General features: G+C 64.8%; 13 protein-coding genes. 4 read left to right on the top strand and 9 right to left on the bottom strand.

All coding sequences use genetic code 11. The features are described from left to right. Positions 1–62: 62 nt before the first annotated feature. The 3 genes from CL52_RS19775 to ppnN all read left to right on the top strand — a co-directional run bounded on the left by CL52_RS19775 (position 63) and on the right by ppnN (position 2875). Entirely contained in the window at positions 63–344 is a 282-nt protein-coding gene (locus tag CL52_RS19775; RefSeq protein ID WP_041108988.1) for a DUF2782 domain-containing protein, read from the top strand. Between the two features lie 27 nt (positions 345–371). After that, positions 372–1325: a homoserine kinase gene (locus CL52_RS19770; RefSeq protein ID WP_041108986.1), complete on the top strand. Its 954-nt coding sequence runs from the start codon at positions 372–374 to the stop codon at positions 1323–1325. A 176-nt stretch (positions 1326–1501) separates the two neighbouring features. Then, entirely contained in the window at positions 1502–2875 is a 1374-nt protein-coding gene (gene ppnN, locus CL52_RS19765) for a nucleotide 5'-monophosphate nucleosidase PpnN (RefSeq protein ID WP_041108984.1), read from the top strand. 123 nt (positions 2876–2998) lie between these two features. On the opposite strand, the gene CL52_RS19760 is transcribed toward ppnN, so the two are convergent. The 3 genes from CL52_RS19760 to bipL form a co-directional block, all read right to left on the bottom strand. Beyond that, positions 2999–3697: a TSCPD domain-containing protein gene (locus tag CL52_RS19760; protein ID WP_043222683.1), complete on the bottom strand. Its 699-nt coding sequence runs from the start codon at positions 3695–3697 to the stop codon at positions 2999–3001. Between the two features lie 68 nt (positions 3698–3765). Then, positions 3766–5916, bottom strand: a complete 2151-nt coding sequence (locus CL52_RS19755; RefSeq protein ID WP_041108979.1) for an adenosylcobalamin-dependent ribonucleoside-diphosphate reductase — start codon at positions 5914–5916, stop codon at positions 3766–3768. Between the two features lie 96 nt (positions 5917–6012). Further along, positions 6013–6951: a phospholipase BipL gene (gene bipL / locus CL52_RS19750; RefSeq protein WP_041108977.1), complete on the bottom strand. Its 939-nt coding sequence runs from the start codon at positions 6949–6951 to the stop codon at positions 6013–6015. Between the two features lie 107 nt (positions 6952–7058). Between bipL and CL52_RS19745 the strand changes: the two genes are divergently transcribed. Next, on the top strand, positions 7059–7628 hold the full coding sequence (locus tag CL52_RS19745; RefSeq protein WP_041108975.1) for a DUF6436 domain-containing protein: 570 nt from the start codon (positions 7059–7061) through the stop codon (positions 7626–7628). 36 nt (positions 7629–7664) lie between these two features. Here the strand turns inward: CL52_RS19745 and CL52_RS19740 are convergent, their stop codons facing one another. The 6 genes from CL52_RS19740 to CL52_RS19715 all read right to left on the bottom strand — a co-directional run bounded on the left by CL52_RS19740 (position 7665) and on the right by CL52_RS19715 (position 14677). Further along, the gene (locus CL52_RS19740; protein WP_041108974.1) at positions 7665–8567 is read right to left on the bottom strand and encodes an ABC transporter permease subunit; all 903 of its coding nucleotides are present in this window, start codon (positions 8565–8567) and stop codon (positions 7665–7667) included. Beyond that, a complete protein-coding gene (locus tag CL52_RS19735; RefSeq protein ID WP_043222682.1) occupies positions 8564–9463 on the bottom strand; it encodes an ABC transporter permease subunit in 900 nt (299 codons plus the stop codon). Before CL52_RS19735 ends, CL52_RS19740 begins: the two co-directional genes overlap by 4 nt. Beyond that, entirely contained in the window at positions 9460–10611 is a 1152-nt protein-coding gene (potA, locus tag CL52_RS19730; protein ID WP_041108969.1) for a polyamine ABC transporter ATP-binding protein, read from the bottom strand. The genes CL52_RS19735 and potA overlap by 4 nt, the downstream gene beginning before the upstream one ends. A gap of 111 nt (positions 10612–10722) precedes the next feature. Next, the gene (locus CL52_RS19725) at positions 10723–11808 is read right to left on the bottom strand and encodes a polyamine ABC transporter substrate-binding protein (RefSeq protein ID WP_043222679.1); all 1086 of its coding nucleotides are present in this window, start codon (positions 11806–11808) and stop codon (positions 10723–10725) included. Positions 11809–12003: 195 nt separating this feature from the next. Then, positions 12004–13101: a polyamine ABC transporter substrate-binding protein gene (locus tag CL52_RS19720; RefSeq protein ID WP_043222676.1), complete on the bottom strand. Its 1098-nt coding sequence runs from the start codon at positions 13099–13101 to the stop codon at positions 12004–12006. A gap of 217 nt (positions 13102–13318) precedes the next feature. Then, positions 13319–14677, bottom strand: a complete 1359-nt coding sequence (locus CL52_RS19715) for an aspartate aminotransferase family protein (RefSeq protein WP_043222674.1) — start codon at positions 14675–14677, stop codon at positions 13319–13321. Between the last annotated feature and the right edge of the window lie 55 nt (positions 14678–14732).

Genomic DNA, 14732 nt, shown 5'->3' with positions numbered 1-14732 from the left:
CTTTTCGGCGGGCCCGGGGCTAGAATGCACGGACCATCTGACGACAAAGGGACAAGGTTACCATGCGCGCTTTCAAACACCTGATGCTGGCCGGCCTGCTGGCCTGTGTGCCCCTCGCATCGTTCGCCCAGCAGCCCGAGGGCGAGCCGGAAGTGACCATTCGTCAGGAAGAGGACCGCACCGTCGAGGAGTACCGCGTCAACGGCTTTCTCTACGCCATCAAGATCACGCCCAAGCATGGCAAGCCCTATTTCCTGGTACGCGCCGATGGCAACGAGGGCAATTTCGTGCGCTCCGACCAGCCGGACATGCTGATTCCGTCGTGGAAGATCTTCAGCTGGTAAACCCCGCTCCACAGGAGGAACGCCGTCATGTCCGTCTTCACCCCGCTGCGCCGCGATGAACTCGAAGCCTTCCTCGCGCCCTACGGGCTGGGCCGGCTGCACGAATTCCAGGGCATCGCCTCGGGCACCGAAAACAGCAACTTCTTCGTCAGCCTCGAACGCGGCGAGTACGTACTGACCCTCGTCGAGCGCGGCCCGGGCGAGGCGTTGCCATTCATGATCGAGTTGCTCGACGTGCTGCACCGCGCCGGGTTGCCGGTTCCCTACGCTATCCGCAGCGAAGACGGCGAGCCGCTCGGCGAACTGGCAGAAAAGCCGGCGTTGCTGCAGCCACGCCTGCCGGGCCACCACGTGGCGGCGCCCAACCCGCACCATTGCGCCGAGGTCGGCCGCTTTCTGGCCCGCCTGCATCTGGCGACCGGCGAGCAGACCCTCGAGCGGCCCAGCGATCGCGGCCTGGACTGGATGCAGGAGCAGGGACCGAGCCTGGCGCTCGGCCTGCCCGACAACCAGCTCGAGCTGCTGCGCGAGGCGCTGGCCGAGATCGCCGAACGTCGGCCCCGCTTGCTCGCCCTGCCGCGTGCCGACCTGCACGCCGACCTGTTCCGCGACAACGTGCTGTTCGAGGGCAACCACCTCAGCGGTGTGATCGATTTCTACAACGCCTGCTCGGGGCCGATGCTCTACGACCTGGCGATCGCCGTGAACGACTGGTGCTCGCACCCCAACGGCGAGCTCGATCACCAGCGCGTCGAGCCGCTGCTTGCCGCCTATTCGAGCCTGCGGCGCTTCACCCCGGCCGAGGCCGAGCTGTGGCCGACCATGCTCCGTGTGGCCTGCCTGCGCTTCTGGCTGTCGCGACTGATTGCCCAGCAGCAGTTCGCCGGCCAGGCCGAGGTACAGGTCAAGGACCCCGACGAGTTTTGCCGGCTGCTGGCCGCGCGACAGCAACCGGATTGCCCGCTGCCTTTCGCTTTCTGACGTTCTGCGCCTTTTGGTGAGCTTGCCTGAGCGCCTGGGCAACAGGTTAAGCTCATGCCATCCGCGGTTGCATCCGACGCAACCGATCCCCGCCCGCCCCGGTCAAAGCCGTACGCCATCCTCTTTCCCGATGCACGGACGCAGACGCGGCGGCATCGTTTCACATGGAATCCCGCATGACCCAACGCCATGTCATCAACGCCTCGGTCAACCCCCGTGGCAGCCTGGAAACCCTCTCCCAACGCGAAGTCCAGCAGCTCTCCGAGATCGGCTCCGGCCGCGCCCACGAGCTGTTCCGCCAGTGCGCGCTGGCGATCCTCAACACCGGCACGCGCATCGACAACGCCAAGACCATCCTCGAGGCCTACGCTGACTTCGAGGTGCAGATCCTGCAGCAGGACCGCGGCGTGCGCCTGGAGCTGTTCAACGCACCGGCCGACGCCTTCGTCGACGGCGAGATGATCGCCAGCACCCGCGAAATGCTGTTCAGCGCGCTGCGCGACATCGTCTACACCGAGAGCGAACTGGGCAGCATGCGCATCGACCTGGATAGCTCCCAGGGCATCACCGACTACGTCTTTCACCTGCTGCGCAACGCGCGCACGCTGCGCCCAGGCGTCGAGCCGAACATGGTGGTGTGCTGGGGCGGCCACTCGATCAGCACAGAGGAGTACAAGTACAGCAAGCGCGTCGGCCACGAGCTGGGCCTGCGCAAGCTGGACGTCTGCACCGGCTGCGGCCCGGGCGTGATGAAAGGGCCGATGAAGGGCGCCACCATCGGCCATGCCAAGCAGCGCCTGGTCGGCAGCCGCTACCTGGGCCTGACCGAGCCGGGCATCATCGCCGCCGAGGCGCCGAACCCGATCGTCAACGAGCTGGTGATCCTGCCGGACATCGAGAAACGCCTGGAGGCCTTCGTCCGCGTCGGGCACGGCATCATCATCTTTCCCGGCGGTGTCGGCACGGCGGAAGAATTTCTCTACCTGCTCGGCATCCTGTTGCATCCGGCCAATGCCGAACTGCCGTTCCCGGTGGTGCTCACCGGCCCGCGCAGTGCCGCGGCCTACCTGCAGCAACTGCACGCGTTCGTCGGCGCCACGCTCGGCGAGCAGGCCCAGGCGCGCTATCGGATCGTTATCGACGATCCGGCCGAGGTCGCCCGGCAGATGGTCGATGGCCTGACCGCCGTGCGCCGCTTCCGCCGCGAGCGCAATGACGCGTTTCACTTCAACTGGTTGCTCAAGATCGAGGAAGGCTTCCAGCGCCCCTTCGATCCGACCCACGAAGCGATGGCCGGCCTGCAGCTGCGCCGCGATCTGCCGCCGCACGAGCTGGCGGCCAATCTGCGTCGGGCGTTCTCCGGCATCGTCGCGGGCAACGTCAAGGACAAGGGCATCCGCCGCATCGAGCAGTACGGCCGCTACGAGATCCATGGCGATGCGCAGATCATGCAGCCGCTGGACCAGCTACTGCAGGCCTTCGTCGAGCAGCACCGCATGAAGCTGCCCGGCGGCGTGCCCTACGAGCCTTGCTACCGCGTGGTGAGCTGAAGCCGCGACGGGCGCCGGACGCTCGTCACGTCGTTTCCACCTCTCGCCTCCTCGGCGACAGGCAAAGCAAAAGGCCCGGAGCGCAAGCCCCGGGCCTTTTCGTTTCGGTCAGCTACGAGATGCTCAGCCGCACTTCGAATGGCCGCAGTTCAGGCAAGTGGCGCAGCCATCGATCTGCACCACCGCCTGGGTGTTGCACTTGCCGCACAGCTGCGCGCCAGCGGGGAAGCCGTCGCCCGGTTCGACCGCCACTGCGCCCTGACTGGCCTCGTAGGCGGCGCGCTTCTCGGCCAGGTACTTGAGCTGCGCCTCGTCCAGCGCCTGGCCCTCGAGCATGCCGATGGCGATCAGATGGCGCTCCAGCACCGCGCCGATCTCGGCGACGATCGAAGGCATGTAGATGCCGCCCTTCTTCAGGTAGCCGCCGCGCGGGTCGAACACGGCCTTGAGCTCTTCGACCAGGAAGGTGCAGTCGCCACCCTTGCGGAACACCGCGGACATGATCCGGGTGAGCGCGACGATCCACTGGAAGTGGTCCATGTTCTTCGAATTGATGAAGATCTCGAACGGCCGGCGCTGCTCGTGCGGCGTGCCGGCGTTGAGCACGATGTCGTTGATGGTCACGTACAGGGCGTGCTCGAACAGCGGCGACTTGATCTTGTAGGTCATGCCGATGAGGGTTTCCGGGCGCTGCAGGCTTTCGTCCATCTCCACCACGGTGACCTTGGTGGTCTTGCCGTCGGTGGCGGCCGCCGCCGGGCGCTCGACGGTCTCGTCGACGACCTTGAAGCCCTTGATGCGCTGGGTGATCTTGACGGTCATTGCTATCTCTCTCCAGCCAGGCGGCATGCGCCCGGCGCAAAAACGGTAACGGTCAGGCCGGCATGGCGTCAGTACTTGCCGTAGTAGCCTTCCTTGAGGGCGTCGAACAGGTTGGCGGCGGTATTCACCTCGCCGTCGTACTCCACTTCCTCGTTGCCCCGGAGCTCGACCACGCTGCCGTCCTCGAGCACGAAGCGGTACTTGGTCTTCTCCAGGTCGGCTTCCTTGACCAACACGCCCTGGAAGGCGGCCGGGTTGAAGCGGAAGGTGGTGCAGCCCTTCAGACCCTGGCGCCAGGCATAGCGGTAGATGTCCTTGAACGCCTCGAACGGGTAGTCGGTCGGCACGTTGGCGGTCTTGGAGATGGACGAGTCCACCCACTTCTGCGCCGCGGCCTGGATGTCGACGTGCTGGGTCGGGGTGATGTCGTCGGCAGTGACGAAGTACTCCGGGAGCTTCTGCCCGGGCTCGCTGGCGCCCGGCGTGGCGTTGGGGTTGATCAGCGTGCGGTAGGCCAGCAGTTCGTAGCTGAACACCTCGACCTTTTCCTTGGCCTTGCGCCCCGGGCGGATCACGTTGCGCGCGTACTGATGGGCGAAACTCGGCTCGATGCCGTTGGAGGCATTGTTGGCCAGGCTCAGGCTGATGGTGCCGGTCGGCGCGATGGAGCTGTGATGGGTGAAGCGCGCGCCCTGCTCGGCCAGCGCCTCGATCAGGTCGGGGGCGAACTCGGCGACCTTTTGCATGTAGCGCGAATATTTGGCGTGCAATACGCGACCGGGCACCCGGTCGCCGACCTTGTACCCATCCTTAGCCATCTCCGGACGCTTGCGCAACATCTCGGCGGTGACCTCGAAGGTCTCGGTCAGCAACGGCGCCGGGCCTTTTTCCTTCGACAGCTCGAGGGCCTGCTCCCAGCCGACCAGGGCCATCTCGCGCGACACCTCTTCTGTGAATACGCAGGCCTCGGGGCTGCCGTAGCGCAGCTTGAGCAGGGTCAGGGTCGAGCCGAGGCCGAGGAAGCCCATGCCATGGCGGCGCTTGGTGAGGATCTCATGGCGCTGCTGCTCGAGCGGCAGGCCATTGATCTCGACCACGTTGTCCAGCATGCGGGTGAAGATGCGCACCACCTCGCGGTACTTGTCCCAGTCGAAGCGCGCCTCGTTACCGAACGGGTCGATGACGAACTTGGTCAGGTTGACCGAGCCGAGCAGGCAGGAACCGTAGGGCGGCAGCGGCTGCTCGCCGCAGGGGTTGGTCGCGCGGATCGCCTCGCACCACCAGTTGTTGTTCAGCTGGTTGACGCGGTCGATGAGGATGAAGCCCGGCTCGGCGTAGTCGTAGGTGGAGACCATGATCATGTCCCACAGGTGCCGCGCCTTGGCCCGGCCGTAGACCTTGCAGGCGACCAGGCCGTCGTCGCGCACCAGGTAGCCGTCGTGCACCGGCCATTCGCGCCAGATCACCTGGCTGTCGTCGGCCAGGTCCAGTTCGTCGGCCTCCTTGGCGTGCACCGGGAAGATCAGCGGCCACTCGCCGTCGGCTTCCACAGCCTGCATGAATTCGTCGGTGATCAGCAGGCTCAGGTTGAACTGGCGCAGGCGGCCGTCCTCGCGCTTGGCACGGATGAATTCGCGCACGTCCGGGTGGCAGACGTCGAAGGTGCCCATCTGCGCGCCGCGGCGGCCACCGGCCGAGCTCACGGTGAAGCACATCTTGTCGAAGATATCCATGAACGACAGCGGGCCGCTGGTGTGCGCTCCGGCGCCTGAAACGAAGGAACCGCGCGGGCGCAGGGTGCTGAACTCGTAGCCGATGCCGCAGCCGGCCTTGAGTGTCAGCCCGGCCTCATGGACCTTGCCGAGGATGTCGTCCATCGAGTCGGTGATGGTGCCCGACACGGTGCAGTTGATGGTCGAGGTCGCCGGCTTGTAGTCCTGCGCGCCGGCGTTGGAGATGATCCGCCCGGCGGGAATCGCACCGTGGCGCAGTGCCCAGAGGAAGCGCTCGTACCAGTGCTCGCGCTGCTCGGCCGGCTCGACATCGGCCAGGGCGCGGGCGACGCGCTGCCAGGTGGCATCGACGCTGGCGTCGATCGGCGTGCCGTCCTTGCTGGTCAGACGGTATTTCTGCGTCCAGATGTCCTCGGAAGCCGGCTGCAAGGCGATGCCGGCGGTGGTTTTGCTGTCTGCCGCGATGGTCCCGTCCGTCTTCGCCATGGGCTTAGCATCCTCGTGCCGATGAGAGAAAAATAAAGCGAGCAATTTAGGCGAATTCGCCTGGAGGTGCACCACCTCAGATCAAGGAAGCGACGGCTACTGCAACCGTTCGCGCAGGAAGTCGAAATAGCGCTGGCGCAGCGCGTCCGATTCGTTGACCAGATGGTGCCTGGCCTCGGGCAGCAAGAGGATTTCCGGTTCGGTGAACTTGGCTTGCAAGACCGGCAGGTTGTGTTGCCAGTCCACCGTCATGTCGGCCTCGCCCTGCACGATGATCGGGCTCTGGGAGCTGCGCTCGGCGCCCTCGATCCGCGGTATCCAGCGTGCCAGCGCGCCGACCCAGCGAGTCGGCAGAATGTCCGCCTGCAACGGGTCGCGGGTCTGTACGAAACGCAGAAAGTCGGCATCGCCGGAATTGTCGGTAAAGGTCCGGCGAATCTGCCGCACGAACGGCCGCAGCAACTGGTAGCTCAGCCGCGAACGCAGCCAGGCGCGCGGGCGCACCAGCGGCGCAAGCAGGATGGTCTCGCCGAGCTCGGCCGCTGTCGGCTGGTGCAGCAGATGGTCGAGGGCGATGGCGCCGCCGGTGCTCTGGCCGAGCAGGTGCCAGGGTCGCGGCAGATCCAGTCGGCGCGCCTGCTCGAAGAGGCCGAACAGCACCGCCTGGTATTCCTCGAATTCGTTGATCGCCGCCGGCGGCCCGCTGGACAGGCCATGCCCCGGCAAGTCGCAGGCCAGTACCGCGAAGCCCATCTCCAGGCCCCAGCGCACCACATGCCGGTACAGCCCCATGTGATCGTAGTAGCCATGCAACACCAGCAGCGTTGCGTGCGGCTCGCGCGGCCACCAGGCCTGCGCGACGATCTCGTAATCGTGCACACGGAAGCGCCCGAGGCGGCTGTGAATCGCTCCGGGGCGGGCCAGGTCGAGGCCGTAGAAACGCTGGTAGTGAAGGGCTTCGCTGCCAAGGTCGCCGGCTTCGCCGAGCGGAGGCAGCTGCTGTCGCAGCCGTTCGGGTTGGATACGCGAGGACATGGGCGTGCATCGACATCGATAGGACAGAGGCGGCCGGGCCGCTGCCGGGGATATTCCGCTCTGCCACGACGCATGGCAAGCTGGCGCCCCCATCTACGGGCTGCATCATGACCAAGCGTCACAAGTATCTTCTCGCCGTGCTGATCACCCTCGCCTGGGGTGGCGCCATGCTGCTCGCGTTCTGGTGGTTCGAGGCGCGTTACCTGCGCACCTTCGAGGGCGAGCGCGCCGAACTGTTCTCCGGCGATGCGCTGCGCCTGCCCGCGTCGCTGGCAGGCCCCGGGCCGGTGCGTTTCGTGCATTTCTGGGACCCGGGCTGTCCATGCAACGTCGGCAACCAGCAGCACCTGCAGCAATTGCTCGAGCGCTTCGCCGGGCAGCCCGTGGCGTTCTATGAGGTACGCAAGCCAGGCAGCCACGGGCGCCTGCCTGGGCCCCTGGCTGCGCTGAAGCCGCTCGAAGGCCTGGTCGGCGCCGACCAGCTGCCGGCGAGCCCTGCCGTGGGGATCTGGGATCAGCAGGGCGAACTCGTCTATATCGGCCCCTACAGCGAAGGCGCGGTGTGCAGTTCGGACAACAGCTTCGTCGAACCCATCCTCGAAGCGGTCCTGGCCGGCCGCCGGGTGCGCGCCACCCATTCCCTGGCGGTCGCCTGCTTCTGCGACTGGCAGCGCTAGAAACGCAACAGGGCAGCCGAGTGCCCTGTCGCGCCATCAGCTGTGCGCCGAGGGCGGCACCATGGTTTTGCGGCTGTCGATCACCTGGCGCCAGCTGGGCGCGCTGTTGCCTTCGTCCTGGGCCTGCTGCATGGCGCGTGCACGGCGCTTGTCCGCGCGTCGGCCGAAGTACCAGGCCAGGAACGTCGCTAGCGACACGACGAGCAGGATCAGGCTGGCCACCGCGTTGATTTCCGGCTTCACGCCCAGGCGCACCGCGGAGAAGATTTCCATCGGCAGCGTCGTCGAACCGGGGCCGGAGACGAAGCTGGCAAGTACCAGGTCGTCCAGCGACAGGGCGAAGGAGAGCATGCCGCCAGCGGCGAGCGAGGGCGCGATCATCGGCATGGTGATCAGGAAGAACACCTTCCACGGCCGCGCGCCGAGGTCCATCGCCGCTTCCTCGATGGACAGGTCCAACTCGCGCAGACGCGCCATCACCACCACCGCGACATAGGCCGAGCAGAACGTGGTGTGGGCGATCCAGATCGTCACCAGCCCGCGCTGCGCCGGCCAGCCGACCAGCTGGGCCATGGCGACGAACAGCAGCAACAGCGACAGGCCGGTGATCACTTCGGGCATCACCAGCGGCGCGGTGACCAGCCCGCCGAACAGCGTACGGCCGCGGAACACCGGGATACGGGTGAGCACGAAGGCCGCCATGGTGCCCAGCGCGACCGCGGCGACGGCGGTGTAGAACGCCACCTCCAGCGAACGCATCACGGCGCTCATCAGCTGCGTATTGTCCAGCAGGCCCAGGTACCACTTCACCGACCAGCCGCCCCAGACGGTCACCAGGCGCGAATCGTTGAACGAGTAGATGACCAGGATGACCATCGGCAGGTAGATGAACACCAGGCCGAGCGCCAGGATCAGGTTGGAGAAGCTCCAGCGTTTCATAGCTTGCCCTCCAGCTCGCGCGCCTGGTTGCGGTTGAACAGGATGATCGGGATCAGCAGGATCGCCAGCATCACCACCGCCAGCGCCGCGGCTACCGGCCAGTCACGGTTGTTGAAGAATTCCTGCCAGAGTACCTTGCCGATCATCAGTGTCTCCGGCCCGCCGAGCAGCTCGGGAATGACGAATTCGCCCACCACCGGGATGAACACCAGCATGCAGCCGGCAATGATGCCGTTCTTTGACAGCGGCACGGTGATCTTCCAGAACCTCGCCAGGTTGTGCGCACCGAGGTCGGCGGCGGCCTCCAGCAGGCTCGGGTCGTGCTTGACCAGGTTGGCGTACAGCGGCAGCACCATGAACGGCAGATACGAATAGACCACGCCGATGTACACGGCGATGTCGGTATTGAGGATCTGCAACGGCGCGTCGATCAGGCCGAGGTCCAGCAGCAGCCCGTTGAGCAGCCCGTTGCTGCTGAGGATGCCCATCCAGGCATAGACGCGGATCAGGATCGCGGTCCAGGTCGGCATCATGATCAGCAGCAGGAACACCGTCTGCAGATCCTTGCGCGACCGGGCGATGGCATAGGCCATCGGATAGCCGATCAACAGGCACAGCAGGGTGCTGAAGAAGGCGATCTTCAGCGAGCCCAGGTAGGCCGCCAGATAGAGCTCGTCCTCGCCGAGGAAGATGTAGTTGCCCAGGTTGATCAGCACCTGCAGCTGCTGATCGGCGTAGCTGAAGACTTCCGTGTAGGGCGGAATCGCCACGTCGGCCTGCGAGAAGCTGATCTTCAGGACGATGGCGAACGGCAGCAGGAAGAACAGGAACAGCCAGAGGAACGGCACGCCGATGACCAGTCGGCGACCGTTGTTCAGCACGGGCCGGCGCTTCATGCCTGCAGTACCACGCCGCTGTCGCTCAGCCAGTGCAGGTAGACCCGCTCTTCCCAGGTCGGCCACTTCACGTGCCGCTCGGCGTTGGCGACAAAGGCCTGCAGCAGCATCCCGGACTCCAGCTTGATGTAATACACCGAGTGGCCGCCGAGATAGGCGATGTCATGCACCACGCCTTCGACCCAGTTGTAGTCCTCGAGCTCCAGCTCGGGTTTTTCCAGGCTCATCAGCAGCTTTTCCGGGCGCAGGGCGTAGGTCACTCGCTTGTCCTGGGCGCGGGTACTGATGCCATGGCCGACGTAGATTGGCCGTTCCAGCTGCGGACAGGCGATTACCGCATGGTCTTCGAGATCTTCCACGAGCTCGCCGTCGAACAGGTTGACGTTACCGATGAACTCGCACACCAGCCGGCTGGCCGGGGTTTCGTAGATGTCCATCGGGCTGCCGACCTGGGCGATCCAGCCGTGGCTCATGATGGCGATGCGCTCGGCCATGGTCATGGCCTCTTCCTGGTCGTGGGTGACCATCACGCAGGTCACGCCGACGCGCTCGATGATCTGCACCAGCTCGAGCTGCATCTGCGAGCGCAACTTCTTGTCCAAGGCGCCCATTGGTTCATCGAGCAGCAGCAGCTTGGGCCTTTTCGCCAGCGAACGGGCCAGCGCCACGCGCTGGCGCTGGCCACCGGAGAGCTGGTGCGGCTTGCGCTTGGCGTACTGGGTCATCTGCACCAGCGAGAGCATTTCGTTGACGCGCGCGGTGATCTCTTCCTTCGCCAACCTGTCCTGCTTGAGGCCAAAGGCGATGTTCTGCTCCACCGTCATGTGCGGAAACAGCGCGTAGGACTGGAACATCATGTTGATCGGCCGCTCGTAGGGCGGCAGGTCGGTGATGTCCTGGCCATCGAGGAAGATGCGTCCCTCGCTCGGCCGCTCGAACCCGGCGAGCATGCGCAGCAACGTCGACTTGCCCGAGCCGGAGCCGCCGAGCAGGGCGAAGATCTCACCCTGATGGATGCTCAGCGAAACATCATCGACCGCCACCGTTTCGTCGAATTTCTTCGTGACGCGGTCGATCTTCAGCAGCACCTGCTTGTTCTTGCTCTCGCCGGTGAGGGCTTTCTTGTAGGCGCTGGAGGCAACGGCCATGCGCGAACTCCCGAATTGAAGGTTTGCCCCGGCGCTGCCGGGCGATGCGTTGGGTTGGGTGACATGGCAGATGCCCGTGAACCACGGGCACGCGCCTGGCCTTGACTGCGCTTACTGGCCGGACTTGACCTTGGTCCAGCTACGCGTCATCAGCCGCTGGATCTTCGGCGGCAGCTCGGCTGACACGTAGAGACGGTCGAGCACGTCCTGCGGCGGGTAGACCGACGGGTCCTGGCGCACCTCCTGGTCCATCAACTCCCCCGCCTTGAGGTTGGGGTTGGCATAGCCGACATAGTCGCTCACCGCGGCAATCACCTCGGGGCGCAACAGGTAGTTGATGAAGGCATGGGCCTGCTCGACGTTGCCGGAGTCGGCGGGAATGGCGAGCATGTCGAACCAGAGGTTGCCGCCTTCCTTGGGAATCGAATAGGCGATTTCGATGCCTTTGCCGGCTTCCTCGGCGCGTGCGGCGGCCTGGAACACGTCGCCGGAGTAACCGGCGGCGACGCAGATATTGCCATTGGCGAGATCGGAAATGTACTTGGACGAATGGAAATAGCGTACGTACGGCCGCACTTCCATCAGCTTGGCTTCGGCCTTGCGGTAATCGGCCGGATTCTCGCTGTTCGGGTCCAGCCCCAGGTAGTTGAGCATGGCCGGGATCATCTCATCGGCGGAGTCGAGAAAAGCGACACCGCAGCTGGAGAGTTTCTTGATGTTTTCCGGCTCGAAGACCATCGCCCAGGAATCGATCTTGTCCACGCCCAGCGCAGCCTTGACCTTCTCGACGTTGTAGCCGATGCCGTTGGTGCCCCACAGGTAGGGCACGCCATAGGCATTGCCCGGGTCGTTGCGTTCGAGCTGTTTGAGCAGCGCCGGGTCGAGGTTGTCCCAGTTGCTCAGCTTGGACTTGTCCAGTTTCTGGAATGCGCCGGCACGGATCTGCTTGCCGAGGAAATGGTTGGTGGGCACCACCACGTCGTAGCCGCTGCGCCCGGCGAGCAGCTTGCCCTCGAGGGTTTCGTTGGAATCGAAGACGTCGTAGACGGGCTGGATGCCGGTCTCCTTCTCGAATGCCTCGAGGGTTTTTTCGCCGATGTAATCCGACCAGTTGTAGATATGTACGGTGGCAGCCTGGGCGCTGGCGGCTCCGGCCAACGCGACGGCAGTGATCAGCGACTTGAGGGTCGAGCGCATGGGAAGGTCCTCTTCGTTACAGGCCGTGCGTTGCCCCGTGGGGAAAGGCCGGCTGTTTATTGTAAAAACCTCTGAAAATCAACAGTTGGCACAACAAATTCGTTTCGATTCAAACACGGGGTGCGGCCATTGCAGCACCCCGTATGCGACACGCAAGCGACCGGCCAGACAGGCCCGGCCGCCGCGTGCCGACGTTCAACGCCCGGACTTGATCTTGGTCCAGCTGCGGGTCATGGTGCGCTGCGTCTTGGCGTCCAGATCCGGGAAGGTGTAGAGCTTCTGCAGCACTTCCTGGCTCGGGTAGACGCCCGGGTCGGTGCGGATCGCTTCATCCACCAGCGGGGTGGCAGCGGCGTTGCCGTTGGGGAACTGCACGTAGTTGGTGATCGAGGCCATCACCTCCGGCTTCATCAAGTAATTGAGGAAGACGTGGGCGTTGTCGACGTTCTTCGCGTCAGCCGGAATGGCCAGCATGTCGAAGAAGCTACCGGCGCCCTCCTTGGGAATCTTGTAGCTGACGGTCACGCCGTTGTTGGCCTCTTCGGCACGCGCCTTGGCCTGGTAGATATCGCCGGAATAGCCGATCGCCACGCAGATGTTGCCGTTGGCCAGGTCCGAGATGTACTTGGAAGAGTGGAAATAGGCCACGTTCGGACGGATCTGCATGAACAGCTCTTCCGCCTTCTTCAGCTCGGCAGGCTTGCCGCTGTCAGGGGCATAACCGAGGTAGTGCAGGGCGGCCGGCAGGATCTCGGTCGGCGAATCGAGGAACGACACGCCGCAGGACTTGAGCTTCTCGATATTCTCGGGCTTGAACACCAGGTCCCAGGAATCGACCGGAGCGTTCTCGCCGAGCGCGGCCTTGACCTTGTCGACGTTGTAGCCGATGCCGATGGTGCCCCACATGTAGGGCACCGAGTACTGGTTGCCCGGATCGCTCGGCTCCAGCGCCTTGAGCAGGTCCTTGTTGAGGTTGTCCCAGTTCGGCAGCTTGGACTTGTCGAGCTTCTGGAACACGCCAGCCTTGATCTGCTTGGCCAGGAAGGGGTTGGAGGGCACCACCACGTCATAGCCCGAACCGCCGGCGAGCAGCTTGGCCTCCAGCACTTCATTGCTGTCGAAGACGTCGTAGACGACCTTGATGCCGGTTTCCTTGGTGAAGTTGTCCAGCGTGTCTTCGGCGATGTAGTCCGACCAGTTGTAGACGTGCAGCACCTTGTCTTCGGCCTGCGCAGCCCCGGCGAAAACGCCGGCCAGCGACAGGGCGAGTAGGGTCTTGGCGAAGGGTTTCATCCGTGCAGCTCCTGTTTTGTCATCGTTCGTATCGGGGCAGTTGGAGCAGGCCACACAGACAACGGCGGCCTGGCGGTTCAGGGTGTGCCGGCATCGACGCACCCCGCGGTAAGTCTGGCCGTCAGCACGGGCGCAGTCTGGCAAGGTCGAGGGCGTTTTTTCAACAGCCCGAACGGCCGACTTCGCCCCTGCATCCGGCAGGCCCCGACCGGAGTCATCAACCCAGCGCGTCGCGTGCCGTCGCGTCCAGACACAGCCGGACCTTGCCGATCAGCTCGTCGATCTCCTCTTCGCCGATCACCAACGGCGGCGAGATGATCATGGTGTCGCCCACCGCCCGCATCACCAGCCCGTTGCGGAAGCAATGCTCGCGGCAGAGCATGCCTACGCCGGGGTCGGCAAAGCGTTCGCGGGTCTTCTTGTTCTTCACCAGTTCCAGCGCACCGAGCATGCCGACGCCACGTGCCTGGCCCACCAGTGGGTGTTCGGCCAGCTCCTGCCAGCGAGACTGCAAATAAGGTGCCGTATGGGCCTTCACCCGCTCGATGATCTTTTCTTCGCGCAGGATGCGGATGTTTTCCAGCGCCACCGCCGCGGCGACCGGATGGCCCGAATAAGTGAAGCCGTGGTAGAACTCGCCGCCCTCGTTGAGGGTGCGCACCACTTCGTCGCGCACGATGACGCCGCCCATGGGGATGTAGCCCGAGGTGAGCCCCTTGGCGATCGGCATCAGGTCAGGCTCGAGGCCGTAGTAGTCGCTGCCGAACCACTCGCCGGTGCGCCCGAAGCCACAGATCACCTCGTCGGCGATCAGCAGGATCTCGTGTCGCGCGAGGATTTCCTTGATCCGCGGCCAGTAGCTGTCCGGCGGGATGATCACGCCCCCGGCGCCCTGGATCGGCTCGGCGATGAACGCGGCGACCTTGTCCTCGCCGACCTCGAGAATCTTCTGCTCCAGCTGATCGGCGATGCGAATGCCGAATTCCTCCGGCTCCATGTCGCCGCCTTCGCCGTACCAGTAGGGCTGGTCGATATGCTCGATACCGGGAATCGGGAAGTCGCCCTGGCCGTGCATCGCCTTCATCCCGCCGAGGCTGGCGCCGGCGACGGTCGAGCCGTGATAGCCATTCCAGCGGCCGATGACCACTTTTTTCTCCGGCTTGCCCTTGGTTGCCCAGTAATGGCGCACCATGCGCAGCACGGTGTCGTTGGCTTCGGAGCCCGAGCCGGTGAAGAACACATGTTGCATGCCGGGCGGGGCGATTTCGGCAATGGCGCGTGCCAGCGCCAACGCCGGCGGATGAGCGGTCTGAAAGAACAGGTTGTAGTACGGCAGCTCGCGCATCTGCCGGGCTGCGGCTTCGACCAGCTCTTCGCGGCCGTAACCGACGTTCACGCACCAGAGCCCGGCCATGGCATCGAGGATGCGGTGACCTTCGCTGTCCCACAGGTGAACGCCCGAGGCACGGGTGATCACTCGCGCGCCCTTGGCGTTGAGCGCCTTGTAGTCAGTGAACGGCGGCAGGTGATGGTCCCGGCTCAGCGCTTGCCAGTGCAGGGTTTGCGAATCGCTCATCAGTCACCTCGTTGCCAGTAAGTGTGTTGTCGGTGCGCCAGCGCCTGGCCTGCGC

It is taken from the genome of Stutzerimonas balearica DSM 6083 (assembly GCF_000818015.1).
Taxonomy (GTDB): domain Bacteria; phylum Pseudomonadota; class Gammaproteobacteria; order Pseudomonadales; family Pseudomonadaceae; genus Stutzerimonas; species Stutzerimonas balearica.
The sequence above is the reverse complement of the archived record's forward strand: the minus strand, read 5'-3'. Positions and strand labels throughout refer to the sequence as shown.

Coding starts and splice junctions, on each gene's coding strand:
- CL52_RS19770 (WP_041108986.1), top strand. CDS start 372: ATGTCCGTCTTCACCCCGCTGCGCCGCGATGAACTCGAAGCCTTCCTC.
- ppnN (WP_041108984.1), top strand. CDS start 1,502: ATGACCCAACGCCATGTCATCAACGCCTCGGTCAACCCCCGTGGCAGC.
- CL52_RS19715 (WP_043222674.1), bottom strand. CDS start 14,677: ATGAGCGATTCGCAAACCCTGCACTGGCAAGCGCTGAGCCGGGACCAT.
- CL52_RS19735 (WP_043222682.1), bottom strand. CDS start 9,463: ATGAAGCGCCGGCCCGTGCTGAACAACGGTCGCCGACTGGTCATCGGC.
- CL52_RS19725 (WP_043222679.1), bottom strand. CDS start 11,808: ATGCGCTCGACCCTCAAGTCGCTGATCACTGCCGTCGCGTTGGCCGGA.
- CL52_RS19755 (WP_041108979.1), bottom strand. CDS start 5,916: ATGGCGAAGACGGACGGGACCATCGCGGCAGACAGCAAAACCACCGCC.
- potA (WP_041108969.1), bottom strand. CDS start 10,611: ATGGCCGTTGCCTCCAGCGCCTACAAGAAAGCCCTCACCGGCGAGAGC.
- CL52_RS19740 (WP_041108974.1), bottom strand. CDS start 8,567: ATGAAACGCTGGAGCTTCTCCAACCTGATCCTGGCGCTCGGCCTGGTG.
- bipL (WP_041108977.1), bottom strand. CDS start 6,951: ATGTCCTCGCGTATCCAACCCGAACGGCTGCGACAGCAGCTGCCTCCG.
- CL52_RS19760 (WP_043222683.1), bottom strand. CDS start 3,697: ATGACCGTCAAGATCACCCAGCGCATCAAGGGCTTCAAGGTCGTCGAC.
- CL52_RS19775 (WP_041108988.1), top strand. CDS start 63: ATGCGCGCTTTCAAACACCTGATGCTGGCCGGCCTGCTGGCCTGTGTG.
- CL52_RS19745 (WP_041108975.1), top strand. CDS start 7,059: ATGACCAAGCGTCACAAGTATCTTCTCGCCGTGCTGATCACCCTCGCC.
- CL52_RS19720 (WP_043222676.1), bottom strand. CDS start 13,101: ATGAAACCCTTCGCCAAGACCCTACTCGCCCTGTCGCTGGCCGGCGTT.